Source organism: Pelagerythrobacter marinus, from assembly GCF_009827515.1.
GTDB classification, from domain to species: Bacteria; Pseudomonadota; Alphaproteobacteria; order Sphingomonadales; family Sphingomonadaceae; genus Pelagerythrobacter; species Pelagerythrobacter marinus.
This window is the reverse complement of sequence record NZ_WTYO01000001.1, coordinates 637,219-662,958: the sequence shown is the minus strand read 5'-3', so window position 1 is coordinate 662,958 and position 25,740 is coordinate 637,219. Positions and strand designations below refer to the sequence as shown.

25 protein-coding genes are annotated in these 25,740 nt (G+C 69.0%); 18 read left to right on the top strand and 7 right to left on the bottom strand.

All coding sequences use genetic code 11. The features are described 5' to 3' along the window. Positions 1-19: 19 nt before the first annotated feature. From GRI72_RS03245 to GRI72_RS03235, 3 genes are read left to right on the top strand one after another with little or no spacing between them, the layout of a single operon-like run. Positions 20-1,984 carry a transglycosylase SLT domain-containing protein gene (locus GRI72_RS03245; RefSeq protein ID WP_337191120.1) on the top strand — a complete coding sequence of 655 codons (1,965 nt, stop codon included), beginning with the start codon at positions 20-22 and terminating at the stop codon, positions 1,982-1,984. 53 nt (positions 1,985-2,037) lie between these two features. Next, positions 2,038-2,523 carry a transcription elongation factor GreB gene (greB, locus tag GRI72_RS03240; protein WP_160732475.1) on the top strand — a complete coding sequence of 162 codons (486 nt, stop codon included), beginning with the start codon at positions 2,038-2,040 and terminating at the stop codon, positions 2,521-2,523. A gap of 44 nt (positions 2,524-2,567) precedes the next feature. Further along, complete coding sequence (locus tag GRI72_RS03235; protein WP_160732474.1) at positions 2,568-3,068, top strand: hypothetical protein; 501 nt, start codon at positions 2,568-2,570, stop codon at positions 3,066-3,068. A 66-nt stretch (positions 3,069-3,134) separates the two neighbouring features. Here GRI72_RS03235 and GRI72_RS03230 read toward each other — a convergent pair whose 3' ends face one another. Then, positions 3,135-3,806 (bottom strand): outer membrane protein, encoded by a 672-nt coding sequence (locus tag GRI72_RS03230; RefSeq protein ID WP_160732473.1) that lies wholly within the window; start codon positions 3,804-3,806, stop codon positions 3,135-3,137. 263 nt (positions 3,807-4,069) lie between these two features. On the opposite strand from GRI72_RS03230, the gene rlmN reads away from it, so the two are divergent. The 4 genes from rlmN (at position 4,070) to GRI72_RS03210 (ending at position 7,116) form a co-directional block, all read left to right on the top strand. After that, positions 4,070-5,347 (top strand): dual-specificity RNA methyltransferase RlmN, encoded by a 1,278-nt coding sequence (gene rlmN, locus GRI72_RS03225; RefSeq protein ID WP_160732472.1) that lies wholly within the window; start codon positions 4,070-4,072, stop codon positions 5,345-5,347. Between the two features lie 81 nt (positions 5,348-5,428). Next, positions 5,429-5,797 (top strand): DUF1049 domain-containing protein, encoded by a 369-nt coding sequence (locus tag GRI72_RS03220; protein WP_160732471.1) that lies wholly within the window; start codon positions 5,429-5,431, stop codon positions 5,795-5,797. Beyond that, complete coding sequence (pyrF, locus tag GRI72_RS03215; protein ID WP_160732470.1) at positions 5,794-6,468, top strand: orotidine-5'-phosphate decarboxylase; 675 nt, start codon at positions 5,794-5,796, stop codon at positions 6,466-6,468. The genes GRI72_RS03220 and pyrF overlap by 4 nt, the downstream gene beginning before the upstream one ends. 6 nt (positions 6,469-6,474) lie before the next feature. Continuing rightward, positions 6,475-7,116: a phosphoribosylanthranilate isomerase gene (locus GRI72_RS03210; protein WP_160732469.1), complete on the top strand. Its 642-nt coding sequence runs from the start codon at positions 6,475-6,477 to the stop codon at positions 7,114-7,116. Between the two features lie 79 nt (positions 7,117-7,195). On the opposite strand, the gene GRI72_RS03205 is transcribed toward GRI72_RS03210, so the two are convergent. Beyond that, the gene (locus GRI72_RS03205; protein WP_160732468.1) at positions 7,196-7,645 is read right to left on the bottom strand and encodes an outer membrane protein; all 450 of its coding nucleotides are present in this window, start codon (positions 7,643-7,645) and stop codon (positions 7,196-7,198) included. A gap of 195 nt (positions 7,646-7,840) precedes the next feature. Between GRI72_RS03205 and trpB the strand changes: the two genes are divergently transcribed. The 4 genes from trpB to GRI72_RS03185 all read left to right on the top strand — a co-directional run bounded on the left by trpB (position 7,841) and on the right by GRI72_RS03185 (position 12,402). Then, the gene (trpB, locus tag GRI72_RS03200) at positions 7,841-9,079 is read left to right on the top strand and encodes a tryptophan synthase subunit beta (RefSeq protein ID WP_160732467.1); all 1,239 of its coding nucleotides are present in this window, start codon (positions 7,841-7,843) and stop codon (positions 9,077-9,079) included. Between the two features lie 307 nt (positions 9,080-9,386). Beyond that, positions 9,387-10,166 (top strand): tryptophan synthase subunit alpha, encoded by a 780-nt coding sequence (gene trpA / locus GRI72_RS03195; RefSeq protein ID WP_160732466.1) that lies wholly within the window; start codon positions 9,387-9,389, stop codon positions 10,164-10,166. A 72-nt stretch (positions 10,167-10,238) separates the two neighbouring features. Further along, complete coding sequence (gene accD, locus GRI72_RS03190; protein WP_160732465.1) at positions 10,239-11,087, top strand: acetyl-CoA carboxylase, carboxyltransferase subunit beta; 849 nt, start codon at positions 10,239-10,241, stop codon at positions 11,085-11,087. Between the two features lie 25 nt (positions 11,088-11,112). Beyond that, positions 11,113-12,402 (top strand): bifunctional folylpolyglutamate synthase/dihydrofolate synthase, encoded by a 1,290-nt coding sequence (locus GRI72_RS03185; protein ID WP_160732464.1) that lies wholly within the window; start codon positions 11,113-11,115, stop codon positions 12,400-12,402. Between the two features lie 16 nt (positions 12,403-12,418). On the opposite strand, the gene GRI72_RS03180 is transcribed toward GRI72_RS03185, so the two are convergent. Then, positions 12,419-14,155 carry an AmpG family muropeptide MFS transporter gene (locus GRI72_RS03180; protein ID WP_160732463.1) on the bottom strand — a complete coding sequence of 579 codons (1,737 nt, stop codon included), beginning with the start codon at positions 14,153-14,155 and terminating at the stop codon, positions 12,419-12,421. A gap of 71 nt (positions 14,156-14,226) precedes the next feature. On the opposite strand from GRI72_RS03180, the gene GRI72_RS03175 reads away from it, so the two are divergent. The 3 genes from GRI72_RS03175 to rsmD are packed head-to-tail and all read left to right on the top strand — an operon-like array spanning position 14,227 to position 16,711. Beyond that, positions 14,227-15,390, top strand: coding sequence for an aromatic ring-hydroxylating oxygenase subunit alpha (locus GRI72_RS03175; RefSeq protein WP_160732462.1), 1,164 nt, complete (start codon positions 14,227-14,229; stop codon positions 15,388-15,390). 17 nt (positions 15,391-15,407) lie between these two features. Beyond that, positions 15,408-16,163, top strand: coding sequence for a pseudouridine synthase (locus tag GRI72_RS03170; RefSeq protein WP_160732461.1), 756 nt, complete (start codon positions 15,408-15,410; stop codon positions 16,161-16,163). Continuing rightward, positions 16,160-16,711, top strand: a complete 552-nt coding sequence (gene rsmD / locus GRI72_RS03165; protein WP_160732460.1) for a 16S rRNA (guanine(966)-N(2))-methyltransferase RsmD — start codon at positions 16,160-16,162, stop codon at positions 16,709-16,711. The genes GRI72_RS03170 and rsmD overlap by 4 nt, the downstream gene beginning before the upstream one ends. 42 nt (positions 16,712-16,753) lie before the next feature. Here the strand turns inward: rsmD and GRI72_RS03160 are convergent, their stop codons facing one another. Further along, positions 16,754-17,158 (bottom strand): hypothetical protein, encoded by a 405-nt coding sequence (locus tag GRI72_RS03160; RefSeq protein WP_160732459.1) that lies wholly within the window; start codon positions 17,156-17,158, stop codon positions 16,754-16,756. A 425-nt stretch (positions 17,159-17,583) separates the two neighbouring features. Beyond that, positions 17,584-18,180 carry a hypothetical protein gene (locus GRI72_RS03155; RefSeq protein WP_160732458.1) on the bottom strand — a complete coding sequence of 199 codons (597 nt, stop codon included), beginning with the start codon at positions 18,178-18,180 and terminating at the stop codon, positions 17,584-17,586. 110 nt (positions 18,181-18,290) lie between these two features. Here GRI72_RS03155 and GRI72_RS03150 point away from each other — a divergent pair, with 110 nt between their 5' ends. Further along, positions 18,291-20,597, top strand: coding sequence for an ATP-dependent helicase (locus tag GRI72_RS03150; protein WP_160732457.1), 2,307 nt, complete (start codon positions 18,291-18,293; stop codon positions 20,595-20,597). A 40-nt stretch (positions 20,598-20,637) separates the two neighbouring features. Here GRI72_RS03150 and GRI72_RS03145 read toward each other — a convergent pair whose 3' ends face one another. Continuing rightward, positions 20,638-20,964 (bottom strand): hypothetical protein, encoded by a 327-nt coding sequence (locus tag GRI72_RS03145; protein ID WP_202388884.1) that lies wholly within the window; start codon positions 20,962-20,964, stop codon positions 20,638-20,640. 177 nt (positions 20,965-21,141) lie between these two features. Next, on the bottom strand, positions 21,142-22,740 hold the full coding sequence (locus tag GRI72_RS03140) for a phosphoenolpyruvate carboxykinase (protein WP_160732455.1): 1,599 nt from the start codon (positions 22,738-22,740) through the stop codon (positions 21,142-21,144). Positions 22,741-22,947: 207 nt separating this feature from the next. On the opposite strand from GRI72_RS03140, the gene GRI72_RS03135 reads away from it, so the two are divergent. From GRI72_RS03135 to GRI72_RS03125, 3 genes are read left to right on the top strand one after another with little or no spacing between them, the layout of a single operon-like run. Continuing rightward, positions 22,948-23,694 carry a response regulator transcription factor gene (locus tag GRI72_RS03135; RefSeq protein ID WP_160732454.1) on the top strand — a complete coding sequence of 249 codons (747 nt, stop codon included), beginning with the start codon at positions 22,948-22,950 and terminating at the stop codon, positions 23,692-23,694. After that, on the top strand, positions 23,687-25,267 hold the full coding sequence (locus GRI72_RS03130) for a sensor histidine kinase (RefSeq protein ID WP_160732453.1): 1,581 nt from the start codon (positions 23,687-23,689) through the stop codon (positions 25,265-25,267). The genes GRI72_RS03135 and GRI72_RS03130 overlap by 8 nt, the downstream gene beginning before the upstream one ends. Next, positions 25,264-25,707: an HPr kinase/phosphatase C-terminal domain-containing protein gene (locus GRI72_RS03125; protein ID WP_160732452.1), complete on the top strand. Its 444-nt coding sequence runs from the start codon at positions 25,264-25,266 to the stop codon at positions 25,705-25,707. Before GRI72_RS03130 ends, GRI72_RS03125 begins: the two co-directional genes overlap by 4 nt. Positions 25,708-25,740 lie beyond the last annotated feature (33 nt).

Genomic DNA, 25,740 nt, shown 5'->3' with positions numbered 1-25,740 from the left:
GGGGGGCAAGATGTCCAGCATGACACGTATTTCCTTGTACGGGCTGGCTTTTCTCGCGAGCACCGTGCTGTCGACATCGGCCCCGCTGGTCGCACAGCCGGACCGGGTCGAAAGCGCGCGCCAGCAGATGGTCGCCGCCGTTCCCTCGCAGGTCGGGCAGGCGATCGATCGCTGGAAATTCCTTACCGCGAACGACCGGATGGATTTCGATTCCTACGCCGGGTTCGCCCTCGCCTTCCCCGAGTTTCCGCGCATGGACGTGATCCGCGGCCACGCGGAAGAGGCGCTGGAACGCGGCGCCCCGAGCTCGGAGGCGCTGGTCGCCTATTTCGACCGCAATCCTCCGCGCAGCAACCCGGCCCGCGCGCGCTACGCGCTCGCCCTCGCCGGCCTGCAACGGCCCGAGGCGTTCGATGTCGCGCGCGAGGCCTGGCGCGGCGGCGACATGAGCACGCCGGCAGAAGCCTACATGCTCGGCCTGTTCGGATCGCGCCTGAGCCCGGAAGACCACGACGCCCGGATGGCCGCGCTGCTCTGGCAGGGCAAGGCCGACGCCGCCGCGCGGCACATGCCCAACGTTTCCCCCGCCTATCGCGACCTGGCGATGGCGCGGCTCTCGATCCTCCAGGGCACGGACCCGGCCGCCGCTGGCCTGCCGGTGCCCGCAGGGGCGCGCAGCGATCCTGGTTACGTCTACAACCTCGCCCGTCACTATCGCTCCACCGGCCGCCTGCCGCAGGCGATCGACCTGCTCGCCAGCCGCCCGCGCTTCGCCGGGCTGCCGTTCGACGCGCAGGATTACGTCACCGAGGCGCTGCGGATCGCGCGCGGGGCCGGGGCGCGCCCGGCGGCGCAGATCGCGGCCAAGGTGGACGACCTGTTCGCGCCCGGTGCCGATATCTCGGGCATGAGCTATCGCCTGCGCGACGACTACACCTCGCTCATGTGGCTAGGCGGGACGAAGGCCCTGTGGACCCTGGGCGACGGCGAGAGCGCGGCGCCGCTGTTCTACCGCTATGGCGCCGCGGCGCGCACGCCCCAGACCCGCTCCAAGGGCTTCTACTGGGCGGGGCTGGCCTCGCACCGGGCCGGCGACGCTGGCGAGGCGCGGCGTTACTGGGAAATGGCGGCCGAGTATCCGGAGTATTTCTACGGCCTGCTGGCGCGCGAACGGCTCGGCCGGCCGCTGCCGCCCTTCGGCACGGCGCCGGCCGCGCGGCCGACGGCGGAACAGCGCGCGGCCTTCCGCAACAACCCGCTCGCGCTTGCCGTTCGCGAGCTTGCGCGGGGCCGGACCGACTGGCGGACGGAACGGTATTTCTTCACCCAGCTGGCCGACTGGGCCCAGGACGCGGCCGAAATGCAGCTGGTGGCCGAACTGGCGCAGGAACTGCGCCTGCCCGAACTGGCCGTGGTGATCGGCCGCGCCGCGCCGGAAAAAGGGATCGCGGGCTTCGAACGGGTCGGCTTTCCCGTCGTGGACCAACCGGCCGGCACCGACTTCACCATCGTCCATGCCATCGCCCGGCAGGAAAGCGAGTTCGACCAGGACCGGGTCAGCCACGCCGGCGCCCGCGGGCTGATGCAGCTGATGCCCGGGACCGCGCGCGAACAGGCCGGGATGCTGTCGATGAGCTACAATTACGGCAACCTCATCGCCGACCCGGAATACAACATCCGCCTGGGCGATGCCTATTTCGCGCGCATGATGGATTATTACGGCGGCAGCTACCCACTCGCCATCGCGGCCTACAACGCCGGGCCGGGCAACGTGAACAAGTGGCTGCGGGCCAACGGCGATCCGCGCAACGGGTCGGTGGACTGGCTGCGCTGGATCGAGGAAATCCCGATCTTCGAAACGAAGAACTACGTCCAGCGGGTGATCGAGAACGCCGTGGTCTACGAGGCCATGCACCCCGACCGGGTCCGCTACGGCGGCCCCAAGGGCGTCAGCCGGTTCCTCGGCAAGGCGACGCCCGGCTGATCGCCGGGCGCCCCGCCTTTTCCCTCGTCCGCGATCCGCGCCAGAAGCCTTCGATGCCAGCCCCTGCCAAGACCAACCCGATCACGCCCGCCGGCTACGCCGCGATGAAGGCGCGCTACGACCAGTTGTTGGGGGTCGAGCGGCCGGAGATCGTCGAGATCGTTTCCTGGGCCGCGGGCAATGGCGACCGGAGCGAGAACGGCGACTATCTCTATGGCCGCAAGCGCATGCGCGAGATCGACCGCGAGCTGGCGCACCTGGCCCGCCGGATGAAGGCCGCCCGGGTGATCGACCCGCGCGAGCAGCCCGACCGCTCGCGCGCGTTCTTCGGTGCGCGGATCGAGCTGGCCGACGAGGACGACCGGCGCAGGACCGTGATCCTGGTGGGCGACGACGAGCAGGATGCCGGCAGCGGCCGCATCGGCTGGTCCAGCCCCATGGCCCGCGCGCTGCGCGGCGCCGCGGTGGGCGACCTGCGGACCGTGCGCTTGCCCGGCGGGGAAAAGGAATGGGAAGTGGTCGCGATCAGTTATGACTAGGTGGCGCCTATGATGAGGTGGCTATTATGATCAGGTGGCGCCTAATGACGAGGTGGCCGATCGCTCTTTTCGGCCCGGCGCTCGCCGCCCTGTCGCTGGCGGGGCCGGCCGCGGCGCGCGACAGCCTGGGCATGTTCGCCAGCTGGGCGGCGTTCCGCGACCCGGGCGTGCCGCGCTGTTACGCCATCGCGCGCCCGCTGCCCAGTTCCCGGCCCGCCGATTACCGCGCATTCGCCAGCGTCGGCACCTGGCCGCGGCGGCAGGTTCGCGGCCAGGTCCACTTCCGCCTGTCGCGAAAGCTCGCCGCGGAACCGAGGATCAGCCTCGTCGTGGGCGACCGGCGCTTTGCCCTGACGGGCGGCGGCGGCGATGCCTGGGCGCTGGACAAGGGGATGGACGCCGCGATCGTCGCCGCCATGCGGGCCGCGGGGCAGATGTCCATTTCGGCCACCGACGCCAGGAACCGGCGCTTCACCGACCGCTACGACCTGACCGGCGCGGCCACCGCGATGGACGCGGCGAGCGTGGGTTGCGCCAGACGCTGACCGCGCACGCGAAAAGGGCGGAGCCGCAGCCCCGCCCTTCCCGTTTCAATCCACCGTCCGGCGCGATCAGAAGCGCCAGCCGACCGCGGCCATGACCTGGTGCCGGTCGAGGTCAACGTCGAAACGCTCGCTGTCGGGCAGCGTGCCTTCCATGTCGATCTCGGCTTCCGAGTAGTTCGAGTAACGATACTCGCCCTTGATATACATGCCCGAATCCATCGCGTACTCGACGCCCGCGCCCACGCGGTAGCCGTCGGTGTCGATATCGTTCGCGAATTCGGTCGTGCCGTCGTTCGAGAGGATGTCGAACTTGGCATTGGTATAACCGCCCTTGGCATAGACCAGCGTGTTCGGCGTCGCCTTCACGCCGGCGCGCAGGCCGATGTAGAGGTCGCGATTGGTGTCCACGCTGCCGAGGCCGAAGCCTTCGAAGTCGCCGTCCTCGAAATCGGTATCGGCGGTCGAGCCCATGAACTCGCCCTCGATGCCGACGACCGCGCCGCCGGTGTCGAGGTCGTAACCGGCCTCGATCCCGTAGCCGAAGCCTTCGATCGACTGGTCGTTGTTGTTGTCGTCGGTGTCGTCATCGACCTCGCTGCCGGCCCGGGTCTGGTCGTAGCCGCCGATCACGCCGATGCGCGGGCCGTGGAACGGCGAATCCGCGGTCGATTGCGCCGTCGCGGGGGCCGCGAGCGCGACGAGCGATCCGGTTGCGATAAGTGCGAATGCCTTTTTCATTACGTACTCCATTGTTGTCCGGCATGGGCGTCATCCGCCCGCCTGGACCACCCCAACGGCGCGCGGTTCGGCCTGGTTTCATGAACCTGACACAACGATGTTCGTGTTGTTTTTCAGTCACATGTATCGCGACGGGCCGAGCGTTTCGGGCGACGAGCGGGTGGGAACCGGATCGCGGGCAGCACCCGTCCCGGGCGGCCGGCGCACGCCGGGGCGCGTTGCCTTTGCCATGTGCGATCGCGGCCCCTATATGCGCAGGCGCCATGGCCGACACCACATTGATGAGCATTCCGGGGCAGGTTGACCCCGTTCCCGTCGCGCGCGACATAACCCCGCGTGCCGACGGGCGCGTGGACCTGATCGGATTGCCGCGCCCGCGCATCGCCGAACTGTTCGCAGAGGCCGGGCTGGACCCGCGCCAGGCGAAACTGCGCGCGAAGCAGGTCTATCACTGGCTCTATCACCGCGGCGCGACCTCTTTCGAGGCGATGACCGACATCGCCAAGGCAATGCGCCCGTGGCTGGCCGAACGCTTCGTGATCGGGCGGCCCGACGTGGTCGAGGCGCAGCATTCCAGCGACGGCACGCGCAAGTGGCTGCTCAGCACCGCCGACGGGCACGAGTTCGAAATGGTCTTCATCCCCGATGCGGACCGCGGGACGCTGTGCGTGTCCAGCCAGGTCGGCTGCACCCTGAACTGCCGGTTCTGCCACACCGGCACGATGCGCCTGGTGCGCAACCTCACCCCCGGGGAAATCGTCGGCCAGGTCATGCTCGCCCGCGACGCGCTGGGCGAATGGCCGCGGGGCCGGATGGACGTCGCCGAAGTCGAGGACGAGGCCGAATATACCGCCGACGGGCGCCTGCTGACCAATATCGTGATGATGGGCATGGGCGAACCGCTCTATAACTTCGACAATGTCCGCGATGCGTTGCGCCTGGTGATGGACGGCGACGGGCTGGCGCTGTCGAAACGCCGCATCACCCTGTCCACCAGCGGCGTCGTGCCGATGATGGCGCGGTGCGGGGAGGAGATCGGGGTCAACCTGGCCGTTTCGCTCCACGCCGTGACGAAGGACGTGCGCGACGAGATCGTGCCGCTCAACCGCAAGTACGGGATCGAGGAACTGCTGGCCGCCTGCGCGGCCTATCCGGGGGCGTCCAATGTCCGCCGGATCACCTTCGAATACGTGATGCTGAAGGACAAGAACGACAGCGACGAGGACGCGCGCGAGCTGGTCCGCCTGCTCCGCAAGTTCGACCTGCCGGCCAAGGTGAACCTGATCCCGTTCAACCCCTGGCCCGGCGCGCCCTACGAATGTTCCAGCCCGGAACGGATTCGCCGTTTCTCCGACATCGTGTTCGAAGCGGGGATTTCCGCCCCGGTCCGCACCCCGCGCGGGCGCGACATCGACGCGGCCTGCGGCCAGCTGAAGACGACCGCGCAGAAGATGAGCCGGGCCCAGCGCGACCGCGAGGCGCAGGCCGCGGCCGGGCGCGAGGCGGCCGAGGCCGCGCCCTCCCCGGCGGCCGCGCCGTGATGCTCGCGCCGGTGCCAGGACTTCCCTTGCCCCCGCATCGCGACTAGTGTTGCAGGGCCTGCAAGGGGAGCGAATTCGACCATGCAAATCGTAAGAACCGTCGTCTGGGTGCTGCTGCTGGCCGCGCTGCTGGTGTTCTCGGCGTTCAACTGGACGCCGGTAGAGGTCAAGATCTGGCAGGGGATGGTCCTCGAAACCAAGATCCCTGCCCTCGTGATCGTCTCGTTCCTCCTCGGCCTCCTGCCCATGTGGCTGCTTCACCAGGGCTCGAAATGGCGCCTGAACCGCCGGATCAGCTCGCTCGAGACCGCCCATCGCACGGCCGTGGCGAACGCCGCCGCCGCGCCGCCGCCCGCCGCGCGCGAGAGCCGCGACATGCCGGCGGCCACGGCTGCAGGCGGCGACGTGCCGGCCGCCGACAGGGGGGATCCGGGCAAGCCACCGCTATGAGCAACCCGGTCTATCTCGCCCTCGACCTGCCGCAGCTCGACGCGGCGAAGGCCCTCGCGCAGAAGGCGCGCGCCCATATCGGCGGGGTCAAGCTGGGGCTGGAGTTCTTCTGTGCCCACGGGCACCACGGCGTTCACGAGATCGCGCACCTCGGGCTGCCGATCTTCCTCGACCTGAAGCTGCACGACATCCCCAACACGGTCGCCGGGGCGATGCAGGCGATCCACGTGCTGGAACCGGCCATCGTCACCGTCCATGCCAGCGGCGGGCGGGCCATGATGGAAGATGCCAAGGCCGCCGCGGCCAACGGCACCCGGGTCGTGGCCGTGACGATGCTGACCAGCATGGACGAACGGGACCTGCAGCAGACGGGCGTCGCCGGCAAGGCGCACGACCAGGTCCTGCGGCTGGCCGAACTGGCGCAGACCGCGGGGCTCGACGGTATCGTCTGCTCGGGCCAGGAAGTCGGCGCGGTCCACCGCCAGTGGAAGGACGGGTTCTTCGTCGTCCCCGGCCTGCGCATGGCAGGCCACGGCGTCGGCGACCAGAAACGGGTCGTCACCCCGCGCCAGGCCCGCGACGACGGGGCCAGCGTGCTCGTGGTCGGGCGCCCGATCAGCCGCGCCGACGATCCCGCCGCCGCCGCGCGCGCGATCGAGGCCACGCTCTAGCCTGCAATGCCCGCGGTGCAGATCAAGATTTGCGGGCTGACCACCCGCGCGGCGCTGGACGCCGCGATCGAGGCGCGGGCCGACTATTGCGGGTTCGTGTTCTACCCGCCTTCGCCCCGCACGCTCGGCACGGCGGCCGCGCACGAGCTGGCGGCCCATGCCGGCACGCGTATCGGCAAGGTCGGCCTGTTCGTGGATCCCGACGATGCCCTCCTGGCCGAAAGCGTGGCCGCGGGCTCGCTCGACGTCATCCAGCTTCACGGCAGCGAAAGCCCCGCGCGCGCGGCGGATATCCGCGCGCGCTTCGGCCTGCCGGTGTGGAAAGCCGTTGCGGTCGCCGCCGCCGGCGATGTCGCGCGGGCCGATGCCTATGGCGGGGCGGCCGACCTGGTCCTGTTCGATGCCCGCACGCCGCGCGGCGCGCTGCCCGGCGGGATGGGGCTGAAATTCGACTGGTCGCTGCTCGCGGCCTATCGAGGCACCCTGCCCTGGGGCCTGGCGGGCGGGCTGGCGCCGGGCAACGTGGGCGCGGCGATCGCGGCCACGGGCGCGCGGCTGGTCGATACTTCCTCCGGCGTGGAAAGTGCGCCGGGTGCGAAGGACCCGGACCTGGTCCGTGCCTTCTGCGCCGCCGCGCGGGCGGCCTAGCGCCTCCGCGGCCGCTCCCGCGCGCAAGAAAGGGGCGAGCCGCGCGCGGATCGCCCCTCTCGTGCCGGACGCGGCGATATCAGAAGCTGTAACCCAGCCCCACGACCGCGGTGTTCACATCGACGAAATCGCTGAAGAAGTGGCGATATTCGGCCTTGAGGTAGAGATTGGTCCCCACCGCGTGCTGGTAGCCGGCGCCGAGGTGCGGAACGTCTTCGCCCTCGCCGAACGTGTAGCCGCCGGCGGCATAGAGCTTGCCATTGGCGCCCAGGCGGGTGCCGACGCGCGCGCTGGCGCCCCAGACCACCTTGGCCCCGTCGACCAGGACCTTGTCCGCCGAACCCTCGATGCCGAGGAAGGCGGTATCGCCGAGATCGAAGTCGTAGCCGGCAGCAATGCCGGCGACCGCTTCCTCGACCCCTTCGGCCCAGGCGATGCCGCCGCGGGCCTCGACCCGCGCCTCGTTGGCCTGTGCCGGGACGGCCAGCGCGGCAGCGGCCGCGCCGAGAACGATTGCGAACTTGCGCATTTCTTTCTTTCCTCACAATCGCCGCCGGGCCATTCCCGGCGGGAGGCGGCGGATTGGCGCCGGAATCCTGTATCGCGGATGTACCGTCGACGAACGGCCCCGGCCGGTCGAGCAGCGTCACCAGAAGCGGCGATCCGGATCGACGAGCGACTTCGGGTGGACAGCATCGCGGGCCTGTGACAAGCGGCGGGCACGATGAACCACGGCAAATCCGATCCCGCGTCGCCACCCGCGAACAGCTATCGCCAGATGCCCGATTCGCGGGGGCACTTCGGCGACTACGGCGGCCGCTATGTCGCCGAGACGCTGATGCCGCTCGTGCTCGAGCTGGAGCGCGAATATCGCAAGGCCCAGGCCGATCCGGCCTTCCAGCGCGAGTTCGACGACCTGCTCGAACATTACGTCGGCCGCCCGTCCCCGCTCTATCACGCCGAACGGCTGAGCGAGGCGCTGGGCGGCGCGCAAGTGTGGTTCAAGCGCGACGAGCTCAATCACACCGGCGCGCACAAGATCAACAATTGCATCGGGCAGATCCTTCTCGCGATCCGCATGGGCAAGACGCGCATCATCGCGGAAACCGGCGCGGGCCAGCACGGCGTGGCCACGGCCACGGTCTGCGCGCGCTTCGGCCTGCCGTGCGTGATCTACATGGGCGCGGAAGACGTGCAGCGGCAGTCTCCCAATGTCTTCCGCATGAAGCTGCTCGGTGCCGAAGTCGTGCCGGTGACCAGCGGTCGCGGGACGCTGAAGGACGCGATGAACGAGGGGCTGCGCGACTGGGTCGCCAACGTCCACGACACGTTCTACATCATCGGCACCGCCGCCGGACCGCATCCCTATCCCGAGCTGGTGCGCGATTTCCAGAGCGTGATCGGCAAGGAAGCGCGGGCGCAGATGCAGGACCGCATCGGCCGCCTGCCCGACCTGCTGGTGGCCGCGATCGGCGGCGGATCGAACGCGCTGGGCCTGTTCCATCCCTTCCTCGACGATCCGGACGTGAAGATGCTCGGCGTCGAGGCGGCGGGCCATGGTCTCGACGGCGACGAGCACGCCGCCTCGCTGCTCGGCGGTTTCCCCGGCGTGCTCCACGGCAACAAGACGTATCTGCTGCAGGACGAGGACGGCCAGATCACCGAAGGCCACTCGATCAGCGCCGGGCTCGATTATCCCGGGATCGGCCCCGAGCACGCCTGGCTGAAAGACACGGGGCGCGTCGAATATACCGCGATCACCGACGAGGAGGCGCTCGAGGCCTTCCAGCTCCTTTGCCGCACCGAGGGCATTATCCCCGCGCTCGAACCGAGCCACGCCATCGCAGCGGTGGCCAAGCGCGCGAAGGACATGCCGAAGGACAGCGTGATACTCGCGAACCTGTGCGGACGCGGCGACAAGGATATCTTCACCGTGGCGGAGCGGCTGGGAGTGGAGATATAGCTATGGATACATTTGGGCTAGAAGCTCTTATTCCGTTTGCAGTAATAATCGGCCTAGCTCTCTTGGTCATTTACGTCGTTCATGTCGTTAATGGTTACACGACCCCAACGTCGTTCAGTCATTCAGTCAGGCGTACTGTCGCGGGTGTAGGAAGTGCTGGCGGTGGCTGGATAGTATCAAAACTAGTCCTTGGCGGAACGGGTTCACTAGGTGGTTGGGAGTTCTTGATTGCCCTCTGTGGTGTTGGTGCAGCGCTTCTTATCGTTGATCTTGTAGTTCTAACCCGCAACGGACGTCGATCCCCGGAATGACCCGCCTCTCCAACGCCTTTGCCAAGCCTCACCCCGCGCTCGTCACGTTCATCACCGCTGGCGATGGCGACACCGCGGCCAATCTCGACGCGCTGGTCGAAGGCGGCGCGGACGTGATCGAGCTGGGGATGCCGTTTACCGATCCGATGGCCGACGGTCCCGCGATCCAGCAGGCGAATATCCGTTCGCTCGGCAAGGGGACGACGACCGCCGATGTCCTGCGCATCGCGACCGAGTTCCGCCAGCGCCACGCGCAAGTGCCGCTGGTGCTGATGGGCTATGCCAACCCGATGGTCCGGCGCGGGCCGGAGTGGTTCGCCACCGCCGCCAGCGACGCAGGTGTGGACGGCGTGATCTGCGTCGATGTCCCGCCCGAGGAGGATGACGCGCTCGGCCCCGCGCTGCGCGATGCGGGCATCGCGCCGATCCGCCTCGCCACCCCGACCACCGACGACAAGCGCCTGCCTGCCGTGGTCGAGGGGAGCGAGGGCTTCCTCTACTACGTCGCGGTCGCGGGTATCACCGGAATGCAGCAGGCGGCGATCGAATCGATCGAGGCCAATGTCGCCCGCATCAAGGGCGCCACCGAGATCCCCGTCGCGGTGGGCTTCGGCGTGCGCACGCCGGAGCAGGCCGGCGCGATCGCGCGGGTCGCCGATGGCGTCGTCGTCGGATCTGCACTGGTGGAGCTCGTCGCCGAACACGGCAACGACGCACCCGGGCGGCTGCGCGAACTCACCGCCGCGCTGGCAGGTGCCGTGCGCGGCGCGCGATAACGCGCGGCCCCCGCCGCCCGCGGGGACGACGATGCTTTGAGGTTTCGTTCAGGACGACTATAGGCCCTGCCCATGAACTGGTTCACCCGCGTACGAAATTCGCTGCCCTTCGTGGCCAAGCGCTCGACCGAGGAAACGCTGTGGGTCAAGTGCCCCGGCTGTTCCGAGATGCTGTTCACCCGCGAGTACGAGGAAAACTTGCGGGTCTGCCCGCGTTGCGGCCACCACGGCCGGATCGGGGCCGACGAGCGGCTGCGGCAGCTGCTCGACGAAGGCTACGAAGTGCTGCCCCAGCCGGAGGTCGCGGAAGACCCGCTGAAGTTCCGCGATTCGAAGAAATATACCGACCGGCTGAAGCAGGCGCGGGCGAAGAACCCGCATCGCGACGCCTTCACCGTGGGTTCGGGCGCGATCGAAGGGCACCCGGCGGTCGTCGGCGTGCAGGATTTCGGCTTCATGGGCGGCAGCATGGGCATGGCCGTGGGCACGGCCTTCTGCCAGGGGGCCCAGCGCGCCCTGACGCGCAAGTGCGCCTATATCGTGGCCACCGCCGCCGGCGGCGCGCGGATGCAGGAAGGTATCCTGTCGCTGATGCAGATGCCCAAGGCGACCGTGATGACGCGGCGCCTGAAGGAAGCCGGGCTGCCCTATATCGTGCTGCTCACCGATCCCACGACCGGCGGCGTGACGGCCAGCTACGCCATGCTGGGCGACGTTCATATCGCCGAGCCGGGCGCCCTGATCGGCTTTGCCGGCCAGCGCGTGATCCAGGACACGATCCGCGAGAAGCTGCCCGAGGGGTTCCAGCGCGCCGAGTACCTGCACAAGCACGGCATGGTGGACATGGTGGTCGGGCGGCACGAGCTGCGGGGCACGCTGGCGAGCCTGCTCGACTATCTCCAGCCAAGGGCGGCGGCCTAGTGATTTCCCCCGAGAGGGGGAGCGGATGAGGGATTTCGGCAGTTCCGCCGACCCGGCGGTGCAGGCCCAGCTCGACCGTCTCGCGGCGCTCAGCGTGCCGCAGGGCCGCCTCGGCCTCGACACGATCCGCGCGCTTCTCGCACGGCTGGGCGATCCGCACCTGGCCCTGCCGCCGGTGTTCCACGTCGCGGGGACGAACGGCAAGGGATCGACATGCGCCTTCCTGCGCGCGATGCTGGAGGCGCAGGGCCTGCGGGTCCACGCCACCACCAGCCCCCATCTCGTGCGCTACAACGAACGGATCCGGATCGCCGGCTCGCTGATCGCCGATGCGCGGCTGGCGGCGCTGCTGTGCGAGGTGCTCGACGCGGGCGAGGACTTGCGGCCGAGCTTCTTCGAAGTGACGATCGCCGCCGCCTTCACCGCGTTCGCCCGCCTCGCTGCCGATGCCTGCGTGATCGAGGTCGGCCTGGGCGGACGGTTCGATGCCACCAACGTCGTCCCCCGCCCCGCCGCCTGCGGCATCGCCGCGCTCGGGATCGACCATGAACGCTTCCTTCTCGCGCCCGAGGAAGGCACCCCCACCCTGCCGCTCGCCCGGATCGCGTTCGAGAAAGCCGGTATCGCCAAGCCCGGGTCGCCGCTGGTGACGCAGGCCTACCCCGGCGAAGCGGCAGAGGAAGTGGAACGCGCCGCGCAGCGCACCGGCGCCGTGCTGGCCATGCGCGGTCGCCACTGGCAGGCAGGCGCCGACGACGACGCCCTGCGGTATTCGGACGAGGCGGGGTCGCTCGACCTGCCGCTGCCCGCCCTGCCCGGCCCCCACCAGCCGGAAAATGCCGCGCTCGCGGTGGCCATGTTGCGGCACCAGGGCGCGGTGCCGGTATCGCCCGAGGCGATGGCGCAGGGCATTCGCGCGGCGACCTGGCCCGCACGGCTGCAGCGCCTCGCCGCGGGCCCGCTGGCCGGCGAGCGCGAGGTCTGGCTGGACGGCGGACACAATCCCAGCGCAGGTGCGATCCTGGCGCGGCATTTCGCGGGCCGGCGGCTCCACCTCGTGCTCGGCATGATCGAGGGGAAGGACCCCGCGGCTCTGACCGGCCCGCTGCAAGGCAGCATCGCCAGCCTCACCGCCGTGCCGGTTCCCGGCCACGATCACCACCCGGCAGAAGCCTTCGGCGCCCGGGCCCGGGCCGCGCGCGACGTGCCGGCGGCGCTCGACGCGCTGCCCGCCGACGGCCTGCCGGTCCTTGTCGCGGGTTCACTCTACCTCGCGGGCGAGGTCCTGCGCCTGAACGGCGAGCGGCCGGACTAGCCGGCGCGCGGCGACATCATTCGGCCGGCTGCGCCGCCTGGCCCGCCTCGGGCGCGATCACCCCGGCCGCATCCTTCATCCGGCTCTGGCGCCACCATTCGAAACACACGAGCACCGCCGCGCCCAGCCCGATCCAGGTCGTGAGGATGAAGACGTCGAAATAGCCCTGTTCCTCGATCATCTCGCCCAGCGCGCCGCGCCCGAGCGTTCCGACCAGCAGGGTCAACGATGACAGGAGCGCATATTGCACGGCGCTGAACTTCTTCGACACGATCGAGGAAAGCCAGGCGACATAGGCCGCCCCGGCAATGCCGATCGCGAGATTTTCGAATGCGACGGTGATCGTCAGCTTGGCCAGCGCGGCATCGCCGATCCCCGGCACCTGTTCGATCAGGTAGGTAAAGCCGACCGCGTCGCTGAAGGCCTGCATGTTGTGCCCGCCGATCGCCATGTCGGCATAGAGCAGGTTGGTCAGCGCGGCGAGGACGCCGCCGATCAGCAGGGTCGCCATCCGGCCCAGCGCCGTGAGCATCAGCCCGCCGAGCGCCAGCCCGGCGATGATCGCCCCCACGCCGAAGAACTTCGAGGCGAAGGCCACATCGTCGTTCGTATAGGCCAGCTCGCCGAGGTAGAAGGGATAGGCGAAGGTGCCCCAGATCGCGTCGCAGATGCGATAGGTCAGCACCACGGCAAGGATCAGAACCAGCGACCAGCCCATCCGGCCGACGAATTCGACCAGCGGCAGCACGAGCGCGCGATAGAGGTGGTCGAGGACATAGGCCCCGCCGCGCGCCGGCGCCTCGTCGGCCGCCAGCAGGTGTTCGCCGCGATTCTTCTTCGACGCGAGCCAGCCCGCGATCAGCGCCGGCAGGATGATCGTGGCGACGATGATCCACGGCCCGATGTTGAGCGTGAACTCGGTCGGGTTCGGCCGGTCTTCCGGCGCATAGGTCATCGACATCACCATGAAGGCGAGCACGATGCCGATCGCCGCGGCCCAGAGCAGGGCGACGAGCGCCAGCGCACGGTTGCGGACCGCCGGCGCCAGTTCGCCCGCCCGGCGAAGCGCGCGCACCTGCCGTTCGCTCTCGGTCACGACATCGGCGGCATTTTCGCCCGAATTGGGCGCCCAGAGCCCGATGAAGCCCACCCCGAGCAGGATCGCCCCCATCAGGGCGTAGGTTTCCGGCCAGCCGATCCGCGCCGCGATGATCAGGCCCAGCGCCCCGCCCACGAGCGAGGACAGGCGATAGCCCATCTGGTAGACGGTGGAGAGAATGTCGATCGTCGCGCGCTCGTCCGCCACGTCGATCCGCCAGGCGTTGATCGCGATGTCCTGCGTGGCGCTGGCGAAAGCGCCGATCCCGGCGAGCAGGCTGAACCAGCCGAGCTGCGTGCGCGGTTCGAGCAGGCTCATCGTGACGAGGATCGCGCCAAGCGCCAGCTGCATCGGCACGATCCACTGCTTGCGCCGCCCCAGCCGCCGCAGCAGCGGTATGTTGACCTTGTCGATCAGCGGCGACCACAGGAACTGGAACGCATAGGCGAGCCCGATCAGCGAGAAGATGCCCATCGTTTCCAGATCGACCTCAGCCTCGGTCAGCCAGGCGAACAGCGTGCCCAGGAACAGCGCGAAGGGCAGCCCGCTGGCGAAGCCGAACAGGAGCATGAAGGCGGTCTTGCGGTCGCCCAGCGCCATGCCGAGCGCGCGCCAGGCGGAGATCTTCTTCTTGTTCCCTGCCACCGCGGCCATTCCCTAACGTCCTTCCGTTCAACCCGAATTTTTGCGACACTAGCGCCGGGAAAGGGCCAGGAACAGGCACCATGACAACTATCGACACCAAACACCCCGCACGCCGCCCGACCGATGGAATGCTGGCGCTCGCCCGCGCGATCGCCGGCGGGGAAACGCGGGCCGAACCGGGCGTCGCCCGGGTCCCGGCCAGCGTCTATACCGATGCCGGGCATTTCCAGCGGGAGAAGAGCGCGATCTACGACCGCCTGCCGCAGATCCTCGCGCCGTCGGCGCTGCTGCCCGATGCGGGCATGGCGGCGCCGCACGATGCCACCGGCCGGCCGCTGCTGATAACCCGCGACGGCGAAGGCAAGGCGCACGTGTTCCTGAACGTCTGCCGCCACCGCGGGACGCGACTGGTCGAAGGGACGGAGCCGCTGTGCCAGAAGCGGCTCGTGTGCCCCTACCACGCGTGGACTTACGCGGTGGACGGCCGGCTGCTCGCCCTGCCCCGTCCCGATACTTTCCCCGGTCTCGACAAGGGGGCGATGGGGCTGGTGGAGCTGCCCAGCCGCGAGACCGGCGGGCTGATCTGGTTCTGCCCGCAGGAGGAAACCGCCGATTTCACCGACGCGGAAAAGCTGGGGGAGGATTTCGACGCGCTGGGCATGGGCGACCACGTCCTGTTTCGCCGCAAGACCCACGAGGTGGCGGCGAACTGGAAGCTCATCATGGATGCCTTCCTCGAAAGCTATCACGTCACCAGGCTCCACGCCCAGACGATTGGGCCGTTCTTCAAGGACGGGGTGACATCGGGCGACATGGTCGGGCCGCATGCCCGCTCCGCCGTCGGCCGGCTGGAGGAGATGGAGGACGTCGACCTGACCGACATGGCCGCACTGCGCCGCGTGGTCACGTTCGCCTACCAGCTGATTCCCGGTGCGCTGATCATTCCCAGCCCCGACTACGTCAACGTGATGACGATGATGCCGCAGGCCCACGATCGCACGCTGGTGGAAGACTTCATGCTCATCCCCGAACATCCCGCGACCGACAAGGCGCGCGATCACTGGGAACGCAGCTGGGCCCTGCTCGACGGGGGCGTTTTCGCCAGCGAGGATTTCCGCGCCGCCGAACTGGGGCAGCAGGGGCTGGCGACCGGAGCGGTGCCCGAACTCACGCTCGGGACGCTCGAAGGCGGCATCCGGCGGTTCCACGAAACGGTGGAGGAGGCGTTGCGCGCAGCCAATTGAGCGCGTAGGCGCGCCGCATGGCACAGGACCAGAAACCCGAAGGCGAACGCATCGCCAAGCTCCTTGCGCGCGCGGGGGTCGCCAGCCGGCGCGAGGTCGAACGGATGATCGCCGATGGCCGGGTGTCGCTGCACGGCAAGGTGCTGGAAACGCCGGCCACGATCATTCCCAGCCTGCGCGGGGTTTCGGTCGATGGAAAACCGGTCGGCAAGGCCGATCGCACCCGCCTGTTCGCGTTTCACAAGCCGACCGGCCTGATCACCGCGGAGCGCGATCCGCGCGGGCGACCGACGATCTACGCCGCGCTGCGCAACGCCCTGCCCCGGGACGCCGGGCGGGTCATGCCGGTGGGGCGGCTCGACCTCAATACCGAGGGGCTGCTGCTGCTGACCAACGACGGGGAACTGAAACGGGCGATGGAACTGCCGGCCAGCGGCATCCCGCGCACCTATCGCGCCCGCACCTTCGGCGAGATTACCCAGGACCGGCTGGAAAGCCTGATCGAGGGGATCACCATCGACGGCGTGCGCTATGGCCGGATCGATGCCAACATGGAACGGCGAACCGGCCGCAACCAGTGGATCGAGCTGACGATCACCGAGGGCAAGAACCGCGAGATCCGGCGCGTCCTGGAACATCTCGGGCTGCAGGTCAGCCGGCTGATCCGCACCGGTTACGGCCCCTTCGCGATCGGGGACCTGCCCCGCGGCCAGGCGGTCGAGATCCCCAAGCAGCAGGTCGAGCGTTTCCGCAGCGGCCTGAAACGCCGATGAGGATCATCGCCGGCGAATGGCGCGGCCGCCGGCTGGTTGCGCCGAAGGGCGGCGAAACCCGTCCCACTGCCGACCGGACCCGTGAAACCCTGTTCTCGATGCTGGCCAGTCGGCTGGGCGATTTTGCCGAACTGCAGGTGGCGGACCTCTTCGCCGGGTCCGGCGCGCTGGGGCTGGAGGCCCTGTCGCGCGGGGCCGGCCACTGCCTCTTCGTCGAGCAGGACGAGGCCGCGCTCAAGGCCATCCGCGCCAATATCGCTGAACTGGGCGCGCGCGGGCGAAGCACGGTGCGCCCGGGATCGGTCCTGTCGCTCGGCCCGGCCGAGAGCGCGCCGGACCTGCTCCTCCTCGATCCGCCCTATGACACCGGGGCTGGTAGCGTGGCGCTCGACCGGATGCTGCGGCTGGGCTGGATCGGCGATGCCACCTGGATCGCGGTGGAAACGGGCGCGAAGGAAACGGTCGCGGTCAAGGGCCTGGCCGTGGAGGCCGAACGCAAAGTCGGCAAGGCGAAGCTGACTTTGCTCCGCCTCGCCGACCCGGGGTGACGGCGCGGAACCGGGCGTTACCGGTCCGCGCCGTCCTGTTCCTTACATCGGGGTTTCGCCGGCCCCGTCGTCATCGGGTGTTCCGGCGACCGTGCCGCCGGCGACCTGCGCCTCGATCTGCGCCCATGCCCGGTCCTGCTGTTCCGCCGGGAGCCCGGCCAGCGTGACCTTGTCGCTGTCCGCCAGGCGCCAGAACAGCTCCTGGCGATCGCCGGTGAGCGACCAGAAATAGGCCTGCGTCTCGGCCGGCCAGGCATCGAACTGCGCCTGCTGGGCGGGCGGCCAGGCGTCGTACTGCGCCTGCTGATCGGCCGTCAGCGTCGCCTCGGCACCCACTTCGGCCGTCGCGCCGGGAGGCATCGGGCCAGCGGGCGCATCCTGGGCGAGCGCGGGGGCAGACGCGATCGCCAGCACGGCGACGGCGGGGAGGACATTTCTGATACGCATTGCGATTCTCCTTCGATTGCCGAATGACGAACGCGAACTGCTCCTGGCCTTTTGGTCCCCTGGCCGGGATTACCCCGAGCGTGGGGAGCGCGGCGGGAGGGGGCAAGCCGGGCCCCGGCCCCGCTATCGCCCGCCGCGCACGGGCTGGCGGCAAATGTGTCGAAAACAGGGCAGGACGTCACAAACGGGTGTCATTGGCCTGCCAAAGGCGCCGTCGCGCGCGCGCGAACAGCCGACGCGCCCTGGCGGGCCAATCCCCATTTTGCTCCACCGCGCACCCGCGTTTCTGCGAAAGCAGGAACCCACCCAACCCCGCCCGCGGCGCCTCCACCACCCCGCGGCTCATCCCGGACATGCGAAGGGCGAGCCCGGTTGCCCGGCCTCGCCCTCGTCGCCCGGCCGCGGCGGGCCGAGGTCGGTCAGTCTCAGTCGTTCGGCCTCTGCGCCGGCAGCGGACCGTCGATCTCGCTCGCCGGGCGGCCCGGCCAGTAGTCGAGCGGCACGTTGCCGTAGTTCTTGCCCGCCTCGCGCGGGTTGATGCAGTTGTCCTGGATCTGCGCGCCGCAGACCGGGTATTCCTCCGCCGGCGGCGGGGCGTCCTGGACCATCGTGCTCTGCACGAAGCGCATGTTGCCGCTGGCCGACGCGGCGGCGGCGGTGTTCGCGGACGGGTTGCGCGTGGCGGCCGTGCCGCCCATCTGCGCCGCGATCTGCGCCCAGGCCGTGCTGCGCTGCTGCGGCGTCATCGCGTAGACCCGCGCGCGCTGCTCGTCGGTCAGCGCCCACCAGCCGCGCTGCTGGGCCGGCGTCAGGCTCCAGAAATAGACCTGCAGGTCCGGCGACCATGCATCGTAGGCCGCGCGGCGATCGGCAGGCCAGGCGTCATAGGCCGCCTGCTGGTTCGCATCCATCTCGACCGTCGTTTCCACTTCGGCGCCGGCGGCCACGTCCTGCGCACTCGCGGCGGCGGGAAGTGCAAGGGCAAGGGCGGCGGCCGTGCCGGCCAGTATCGTCTTCTGCATCGGAGCATTCTCCTGCTGTTCGTGTACACCCCACATACGCCGCAGCCGGGGGCCAGTTCCGCCCTGCCCCTTGCGCGTGGGGCGGCCGTTCTCTAGTTGTTCACGCGATCATGCCCCCATCCCCGCTTGCCCCCGAACACGCCGACGACGGCGAAATTCCCCTTTACGCAGCGCGACTTAACGCGCCCCAGCGGGAAGCCGTGCTGACCACGGAAGGGCCCGTGCTGATGCTGGCTGGGGCCGGCACCGGCAAGACCGCGGCGCTTACCGCGCGCCTTGCACATCTCGTCGCGACGAGGCGCGCCTGGCCGAGCGAGATCCTCTGCGTCACTTTCACCAACAAGGCCGCGCGCGAAATGCGCGAGCGCGTGGCCCACCACCTGGGCGAAGCCGTCGAGGGGATGCCCTGGCTCGGCACGTTCCATTCGATCGGCGCAAAAATGCTGCGCCGCCATGCCGAACTGGTGGGCCTGCAATCGAACTACACGATCATCGACACCGACGACCAGTTGCGCCTACTCAAGCAGCTGATCGCGGACAACGACCTCGATGAGAAGCGCTGGCCCGCGCGCCAGCTCGCCGGCCTGATCGACCGGTGGAAGAACAAGGGCCTGAACCCCGAGGATCTCGACGCGGTGGAGAACGAGGGTTACGCCAACGGCCGCGGGCAGCAGTTCTATCGCCTCTATCAGGACCGGCTGAAAGCGCTGAACGCCTGCGACTTCGGCGACCTGCTGCTGCACATGCTCAACGTCTTTCGGCGCGAACGCGACGTGCTCGCCCATTACCAGCAGCGCTTCAAATATATCCTGGTGGACGAGTACCAGGATACCAACCAGGTCCAGTACCTCTGGCTGCGCCTTCTCGCGCAGGAGCGCAAGAACATCTGCGTCGTGGGCGACGACGACCAGTCGATCTATTCCTGGCGCGGGGCCGAAGTCGCCAATATCCTGCGCTTCGAGAAGGATTTTCCGGGCGCCCACGTCGTCCGGCTGGAACAGAACTATCGCTCCACCCCGCATATCCTCGGGGCCGCCTCGGGCCTGATCGATGCCAATAGCCAGCGGCTGGGCAAGAGCCTGTGGACCGAGGTGGACGGCGGCGACAAGGTCCGCGTGATCGGCGTGTGGGACGCGCCCGAGGAAGCGCGCCGCGTGGGGGAAGAGATCGAGCGGCTGGAGCGCGAAGGCGCCCCGCTCGACCGTATCGCGATCCTCGTCAGGGCCCAGTACCAGACGCGCGAGTTCGAAGACCGCTTCATCCAGATCGGCCTGAACTACCGCATCGTCGGCGGTTTCCGGTTCTACGAACGGGCGGAGATCCGCGACGCGCTGGCCTATCTGCGGGTCATCGCCCAGCCGCAGGACGATCTCGCCTTCGAACGGATCTACAACCAGCCCAAGCGCGGGCTCGGCGCCAAGACGCTGGAAAAGATGCACCAGCACGCGCGCCGCACGGGCCTGCCGCTGGCCGCGGCAACGCTGCAACTGGCCGACAGCGACGAATTGCCGGCCCGCGCGGCGAACACGATCGGCGGGCTGATGCGCCAGTTCCTCGCCTGGCGCGAACAGGCGGAGAAAGCGACCCCGGCCGAGCTGCTGCGCACCGTGCTGGAGGAAACCGGCTACAACGCCATGCTCCAGGCCGAGAAGACCGCCGAGGCATCGGGCCGGCTGGAGAACCTGTCCGAACTCGCCCGCGCGATGGAGGAATACGAGACGCTGGGCGACTTCCTCGAACACGTCAGCCTCGTGATGGACAACGAGGCCGGCGACGACAGAGAGAAAGTCACCATCATGACGATCCACGCGGCCAAGGGGCTGGAGTTCGACAATGTCTTCCTGCCCGGCTGGGAAGAGGGGGTCTTCCCCTCGCAGCGCGCGCTCGACGAAGGCGGCCTCGCCAGCCTGGAGGAGGAACGCCGGCTGGCCTATGTCGCGATCACCCGCGCCCGGCGGCGCTGCACGATCCTGCACGCGGCCAACCGGCGGATCTACGGCCAGTGGACCAGCAGCATACCGAGCCGTTTCGTCGGCGAGTTGCCGGCCGACCATGTGGAGGAGGAAACGACGCTGACCGGGGGCGCATCGCTATGGCGCGCGGGCATGAGCGAGCGCGAAGACCCGTTCGCCCACGTCGCGACGAGCCGGCCCGAGCGCTCGGGCAGCCGCGGCCCCGGCTGGCAGCGGGCGCTTTCGACCGGTTACGACGCGACGCCGCGGCGGGTGCGCGAAACCACCCGCAGCGCCGCCAGCTTCGCCGCCAAGCCGCGCACCGACGTGACGGTCGGCCAGCGCGTGTTCCACGACAAGTTCGGCTATGGCACGGTGACGGGGCAGGAAGGCAACCGGCTCGAAATCGCGTTCGAACAGGCCGGGACGAAACGGGTCATCGACAGCTTCGTCACGCTCGCCTGACCGGCCCCCCGTCCGCGCCGCCCGCGCCGGCCCAAGCCGGTTACTTCCTGCCGAAGAAGTTGCTGGCAAAGCCGGCGATATCGTCGAACGGGTTGCCGTCACCGTCCTGGTCGAGGATCTGCGCGAACTTGGCCAGCGACCCCTCGCCGCCGATCTGTTCCACGACCTGCTGCAGCACGCCGGCATCGAGGCCGGTCTTCTGCGCGGCGAGACCGACAGTGTCGCCTTCCTCGTGGTGGGCCTCCCCCAGCGCGGCGATCGCGCGTTCGGCCTGGGCCGCGTCGATGCCGAGCTTGTCGGCCATGTTCTTCACGGTCGGATGGTTCTGCGCCGCACCGAGCAACTGATCGAAAAGAGCCACTGTCATTCTCCTGCGCGTTGTTGCCGGGCGACTGTAACCGCGCGCGCCGCAAACCAAAAGGCGCGAATCCGCGCCCCGCGGTCACGACCGCCCCGCCGGGGCGGCCCGATACGAAAAGGCCCCCGCTCCGGTTTCCCGGGCGGGGGCTCTCCTCTCCAACCGTAAAGGCCTGGCGCGGCGGCGTCAGGCGGCGACCGGGGTGCTGGGCGCGGCATCGCGCACGCCCTGGTCGACATGATCGGCAAACGGCGCGAAGTTGTCGATGAACAACTGCACCAGCTTTCTCGCGGTGCGATCGTACTCTTCCTTGTCGGCCCATGTCGAGCGCGGATCGAGGATCGCGTCATCGACGCCCGGCACGCTGACCGGCACGTCGAAGCCGAAGTTCGGATCGCGGCGGAACTCGGCATCGCCCAGCGTCCCGTCGAGCGCGGCGTTGAGCAGCGCGCGCGTGGCCTTGATCGGCATGCGCTGGCCCACGCCGTACTTGCCGCCCGTCCAGCCGGTGTTGACCAGCCAGCACTGCGCGCCGCCTTCGGAAATCCGCTTCTTCAGCAGGTTGCCGTAAACGCTCGGGTGGCGGGGCATGAAAGGCGCACCGAAACAGGTGCTGAACGTCGCCTCCGGCTCGGTCACGCCGATTTCCGTGCCGGCGACTTTCGCGGTGTAGCCCGACAGGAAGTGATACATCGCCTGTTCGGGCGTCAGGCGCGCGATCGGCGGCAGGACGCCGAAGGCATCGGCGGTCAGCATGATGACGTTCGACGGCGGCGGGCCGAGGTTCTCTTCCGAGGTATTGGGGATCGAGCTGAGCGGATAGGCCCCGCGGGTGTTCTCGGCCAGGGTATTGTCGTCGAGATCGATCTCGCCGTTTTCGTCCATCACGACGTTTTCGAGCACCGTGCCTTCCATCCGCGTCGTGGCGTAGATCTCGGGCTCGGCCTCGGGATCGAGGCGGATCATCTTGGCGTAGCAGCCGCCTTCGAAGTTGAAGACCGCAGTGTCCGACCAGCCGTGCTCGTCGTCGCCGATCAGCGTCCGGCTGGCATCGGCGGACAGCGTGGTCTTGCCGGTGCCCGAAAGGCCGAAGAACACCGCGCTCTTGCCATCCGGCCCGATATTGGCGCTGCAGTGCATCGGCATGACCCCCTTGGTCGGGAGGAGATAATTGAGCACGCCGAACACGCTCTTCTTCATCTCGCCGGCATATTTCGTGCCACCGATCAGGATCAGTTTCTCGCTCAGGTTGACGGCGATCACGGTCTCGCTGCGGCAGCCGTGCCGCTCCGGGTCCGCCCGGAAGCTGGGAAGGTCGATGATCGTGTACTCGGGCACGAAGCCATCGAGCTCGGCCTCGGTCGGGCGGACGAGCAGGGTCCGGATGAACTGGTTGTGCCACGCCAGTTCGTTGATGACGCGCACGTTGACCCGGTATTCCGGCTGCGAACCGCCGAACAGGTCGGCGACGTAGAGCGTTTCCCTGTCTGCCACGGCGGCGAGGAAATCGGCCTTGAGCGCGGCGAAATGCTCGCTCGTCATCGAGGCATTGTTGTCCCACCACACGGTGTCTTCGGTTTCCGAATCGCGCACGATGAACTTGTCCTTCGCGCTGCGGCCAGTGTGCTTGCCGGTTTCGACCACCAGCGGGCCGTGCTTCGCCCGGCGGCCCTCGCCGTTTGCCAGGGCGTGTTCGGTCAGCTCGGCCGATGACAGGTTGGCGTGGATCTTCGCCCGGGTCTCGATATTCTGGGCAGAAAGCGGGTGGGACAGCGAGGTGCTCACTCTGATCTCCTGGTCGCGCCGGGTGGCGGCCCGTGGAAGGCGCCCCGGCGAGTCGTTCGCATACGAATGCACGGAATGTCCGCAAGCGCATAATCGCGCGCTGCGCCCGCGTCAAACACCGCCGTCGTTCGCCCGCGTTGTCTCGCGCCGCGGATACGGCTAACCGTCGCAGCCACGTGCTCGCAACACCCTGACGACGGAGGCGAAATGGCCGAGAAAGAGCGTTCGCAGGCCGACGGGGAACAGGTCATCGCGCTGGTCGACGACGACCGCAACATCCTCACCACCGTCTCGATCGCCCTGCAGGCGGAAGGCTATGCGACGCGCCTCTATTCCGACGGGGAGACCGCGCTCAAGGCCCTGCTCGACGATCCGCCCGACCTGGCGGTGTTCGATATCAAGATGCCGCGGATGGACGGGCTGGAACTGCTCAACCGCCTGCGCCGGCATTCGAGCCTGCCGGTCATCTTCCTCACCAGCAAGGACGACGAGCAGGACGAGGAAACCGGGCTGGAGCTGGGAGCCGACGATTACATCGCCAAGCCTTTCAGCCTGCGGCTCCTGCTCGCGCGGATTCGCGCGATCCTGCGGCGGACCGAACTGCGGGAGGAAAAGGCCGAGCGCCCGGCCGGCACGGACGAGGTGGCGAGCGAGCCGCTGGTCCGCGGCCGCCTGACGATGGACCCGGCCCGACACCACGTCACCTGGGACGACAGACCGGTCTCGCTGACCGTGACCGAGTTCCTCCTGCTGGAGGCGCTGGCCGCGCGCCCGGGGGTGATAAAGTCGCGCAATGCCCTGATGGACGCCGCCTATCCCGACGACGTCTTCGTCGACGATCGCACGGTGGACAGCCATATCAAGCGGATGCGGCGGAAATTCCGCGCGGTCGACCCCGACTTCGCCGCCATCGAGACGCTCTACGGCGCCGGATACAGCTTCGGCGATGGCTGAAACCGGCCTGCGCGACCGGATCGACGAGCGGCTCGACCGGCTCAGCTGGTCGCGGCGTTTCTCGCTCACCACGCGGATCCTGGCGGTCAACCTCCTGCCGCTGGCGCTGCTCGGCGGCGGGATCTTCTATCTCGACACCTATCGCAAGCAGCTCCTGTCCGAACGCTACAAGCTGGCCCGGATCGAGGCGCAGATCACGGCCGAGGCGCTGGCCGGCGCATCGCGCCAGCGGCAGGAGGCCCTGCTGATCCAGATCGGCAAGGAACAGAAGATGCGCCTGCGCATGTTCGATGCCGAGGGGCTGCTGTGGGCCGACAGCTTCGCGCTGGACGGCCCGGCGTTCGAATTCGACGACGTGGGCGACGATTCGTTCTCCATCGAGTTCGCCCGCTGGCTCGACCGGGCGGTCGACGCGATCGTCGGGGCCGATCCGATCCCCGACTACATCGAGCCGGAACAGCCGGTGGCCGATTCCTGGCCCGAACTCGCCCGCGCGCGGGAGGAAGGCGTCTCGCAGATCCAGCTGCGCGATGCGCCCGACGGATCGCCGGTCATCAACGCCGCGGTCCCCGTGGGCCTGAACGGGGTCACCCTGCTGACCACGCGCAACGCGATCGACATCACCGAGAAAGTGCGCGAGGCACGCTCCACGCTGGGCATGGCGGTGCTGATCGCCCTGCTCGGTTCGATCTTCCTCTCGCTCTATCTCGCGCGGACGATCGTCCAGCCCCTGCAATCGCTGGCACGGGCGGCAATGCGCGTGCGCCTGGGACGCGAACGCGCGATCGAGGTTCCGCGAATGCCCGACCGGCGCGACGAGATCGGCGCCCTCGCCCGCGCCGTTTCGGACATGACCGCCGCCCTGCGCCACCGGATCGACGCGGTCGAGCACTTCGCCGCGGACGTCGCGCACGAGATCAAGAACCCGCTCGCCTCGCTGCGCAGCGCGGTCGAATCGCTTGCCAAGGTCGACGAACCGGGCCTGCGCAGCCAGCTCACCGCGATTGCCGAGCACGACATCCGCCGGATCGACCGGCTGGTGACCGAGATTTCCGATGCCAGCAGGGTCGATGCGGAAATCTCGCGCGCGACGTTCGAGCGGATCGACCTCGGCGAACTGGCCGCGGCGATCATCACGGCGCGCGAGGACCGGTCGGAGAACGACGGGCGCCGGATCCGGCTGCACCCGTCAGGCGCCCCGGCCCTCGTCATGGGGGTGCCGCTGCGGATCGAGCGCATCGTGGAAAACCTGCTCGACAACGCCGTGTCGTTCTCCCCCTCCGGCGGGATCATCGACGTCACGATCGAGCGTGACGAGGACGGCCGCGTCGTCCTCTCGGTCTGCGACGAAGGCCCCGGCATCCCCGAGGAAGCGCGCGAAAAGGTGTTCCAGCGGTTCCACTCGGTGCGCCCCGACGCGGAAGCTTTCGGCGATCACAGCGGCCTCGGCCTCGCCATCGCCCGCACGATTGCCGAGGCGCACGACGGCACGCTGGAGGCGCGCGACCGACCCGACGGGCAGCGGGGCGCCTGCCTCGTCCTCGGCCTGCCGGCGGCCCGGATCGCCCGGTGAGCGCGCCGGTCCAGCACCAGGCGACCTGCGTCGCGATCGGCGGGCGCGGGATATTGATCGAGGGGCCGCCCGGCGCGGGCAAGACCGGCCTGGCGCTGGCGCTGATCGATCGCGGGGCCAGCCTGGTGGGCGACGACGGCATCCTGCTCGCCCCGCGCGCAAACACGCTGTGGGCCCTGCCCCACCCGCGCACCCGCGGCCTGGTCGAAGTTCGCAACGTCGGCCTGCTGACATTCGCCTGCGCGGAAGCGGAAATCGCCCTGCGCCTCTTGCTCGACCCGGACGCGCCGCGTTTCGTCGAGCGGGCCGCGGCCACGCAGATGGCCGGGATCGCGGTGCCCACGCTCGCGTTCGACCCGCGCATCGCCCCGGCCGCGCTGCGCGCCGAGCTGGCGCTGCGCGCCCATGGCCTGCCCGGCGGTGGAACAGGGCCCGACTGACACTTTCCATTTCGCGGCAGAGAGCGCACACAG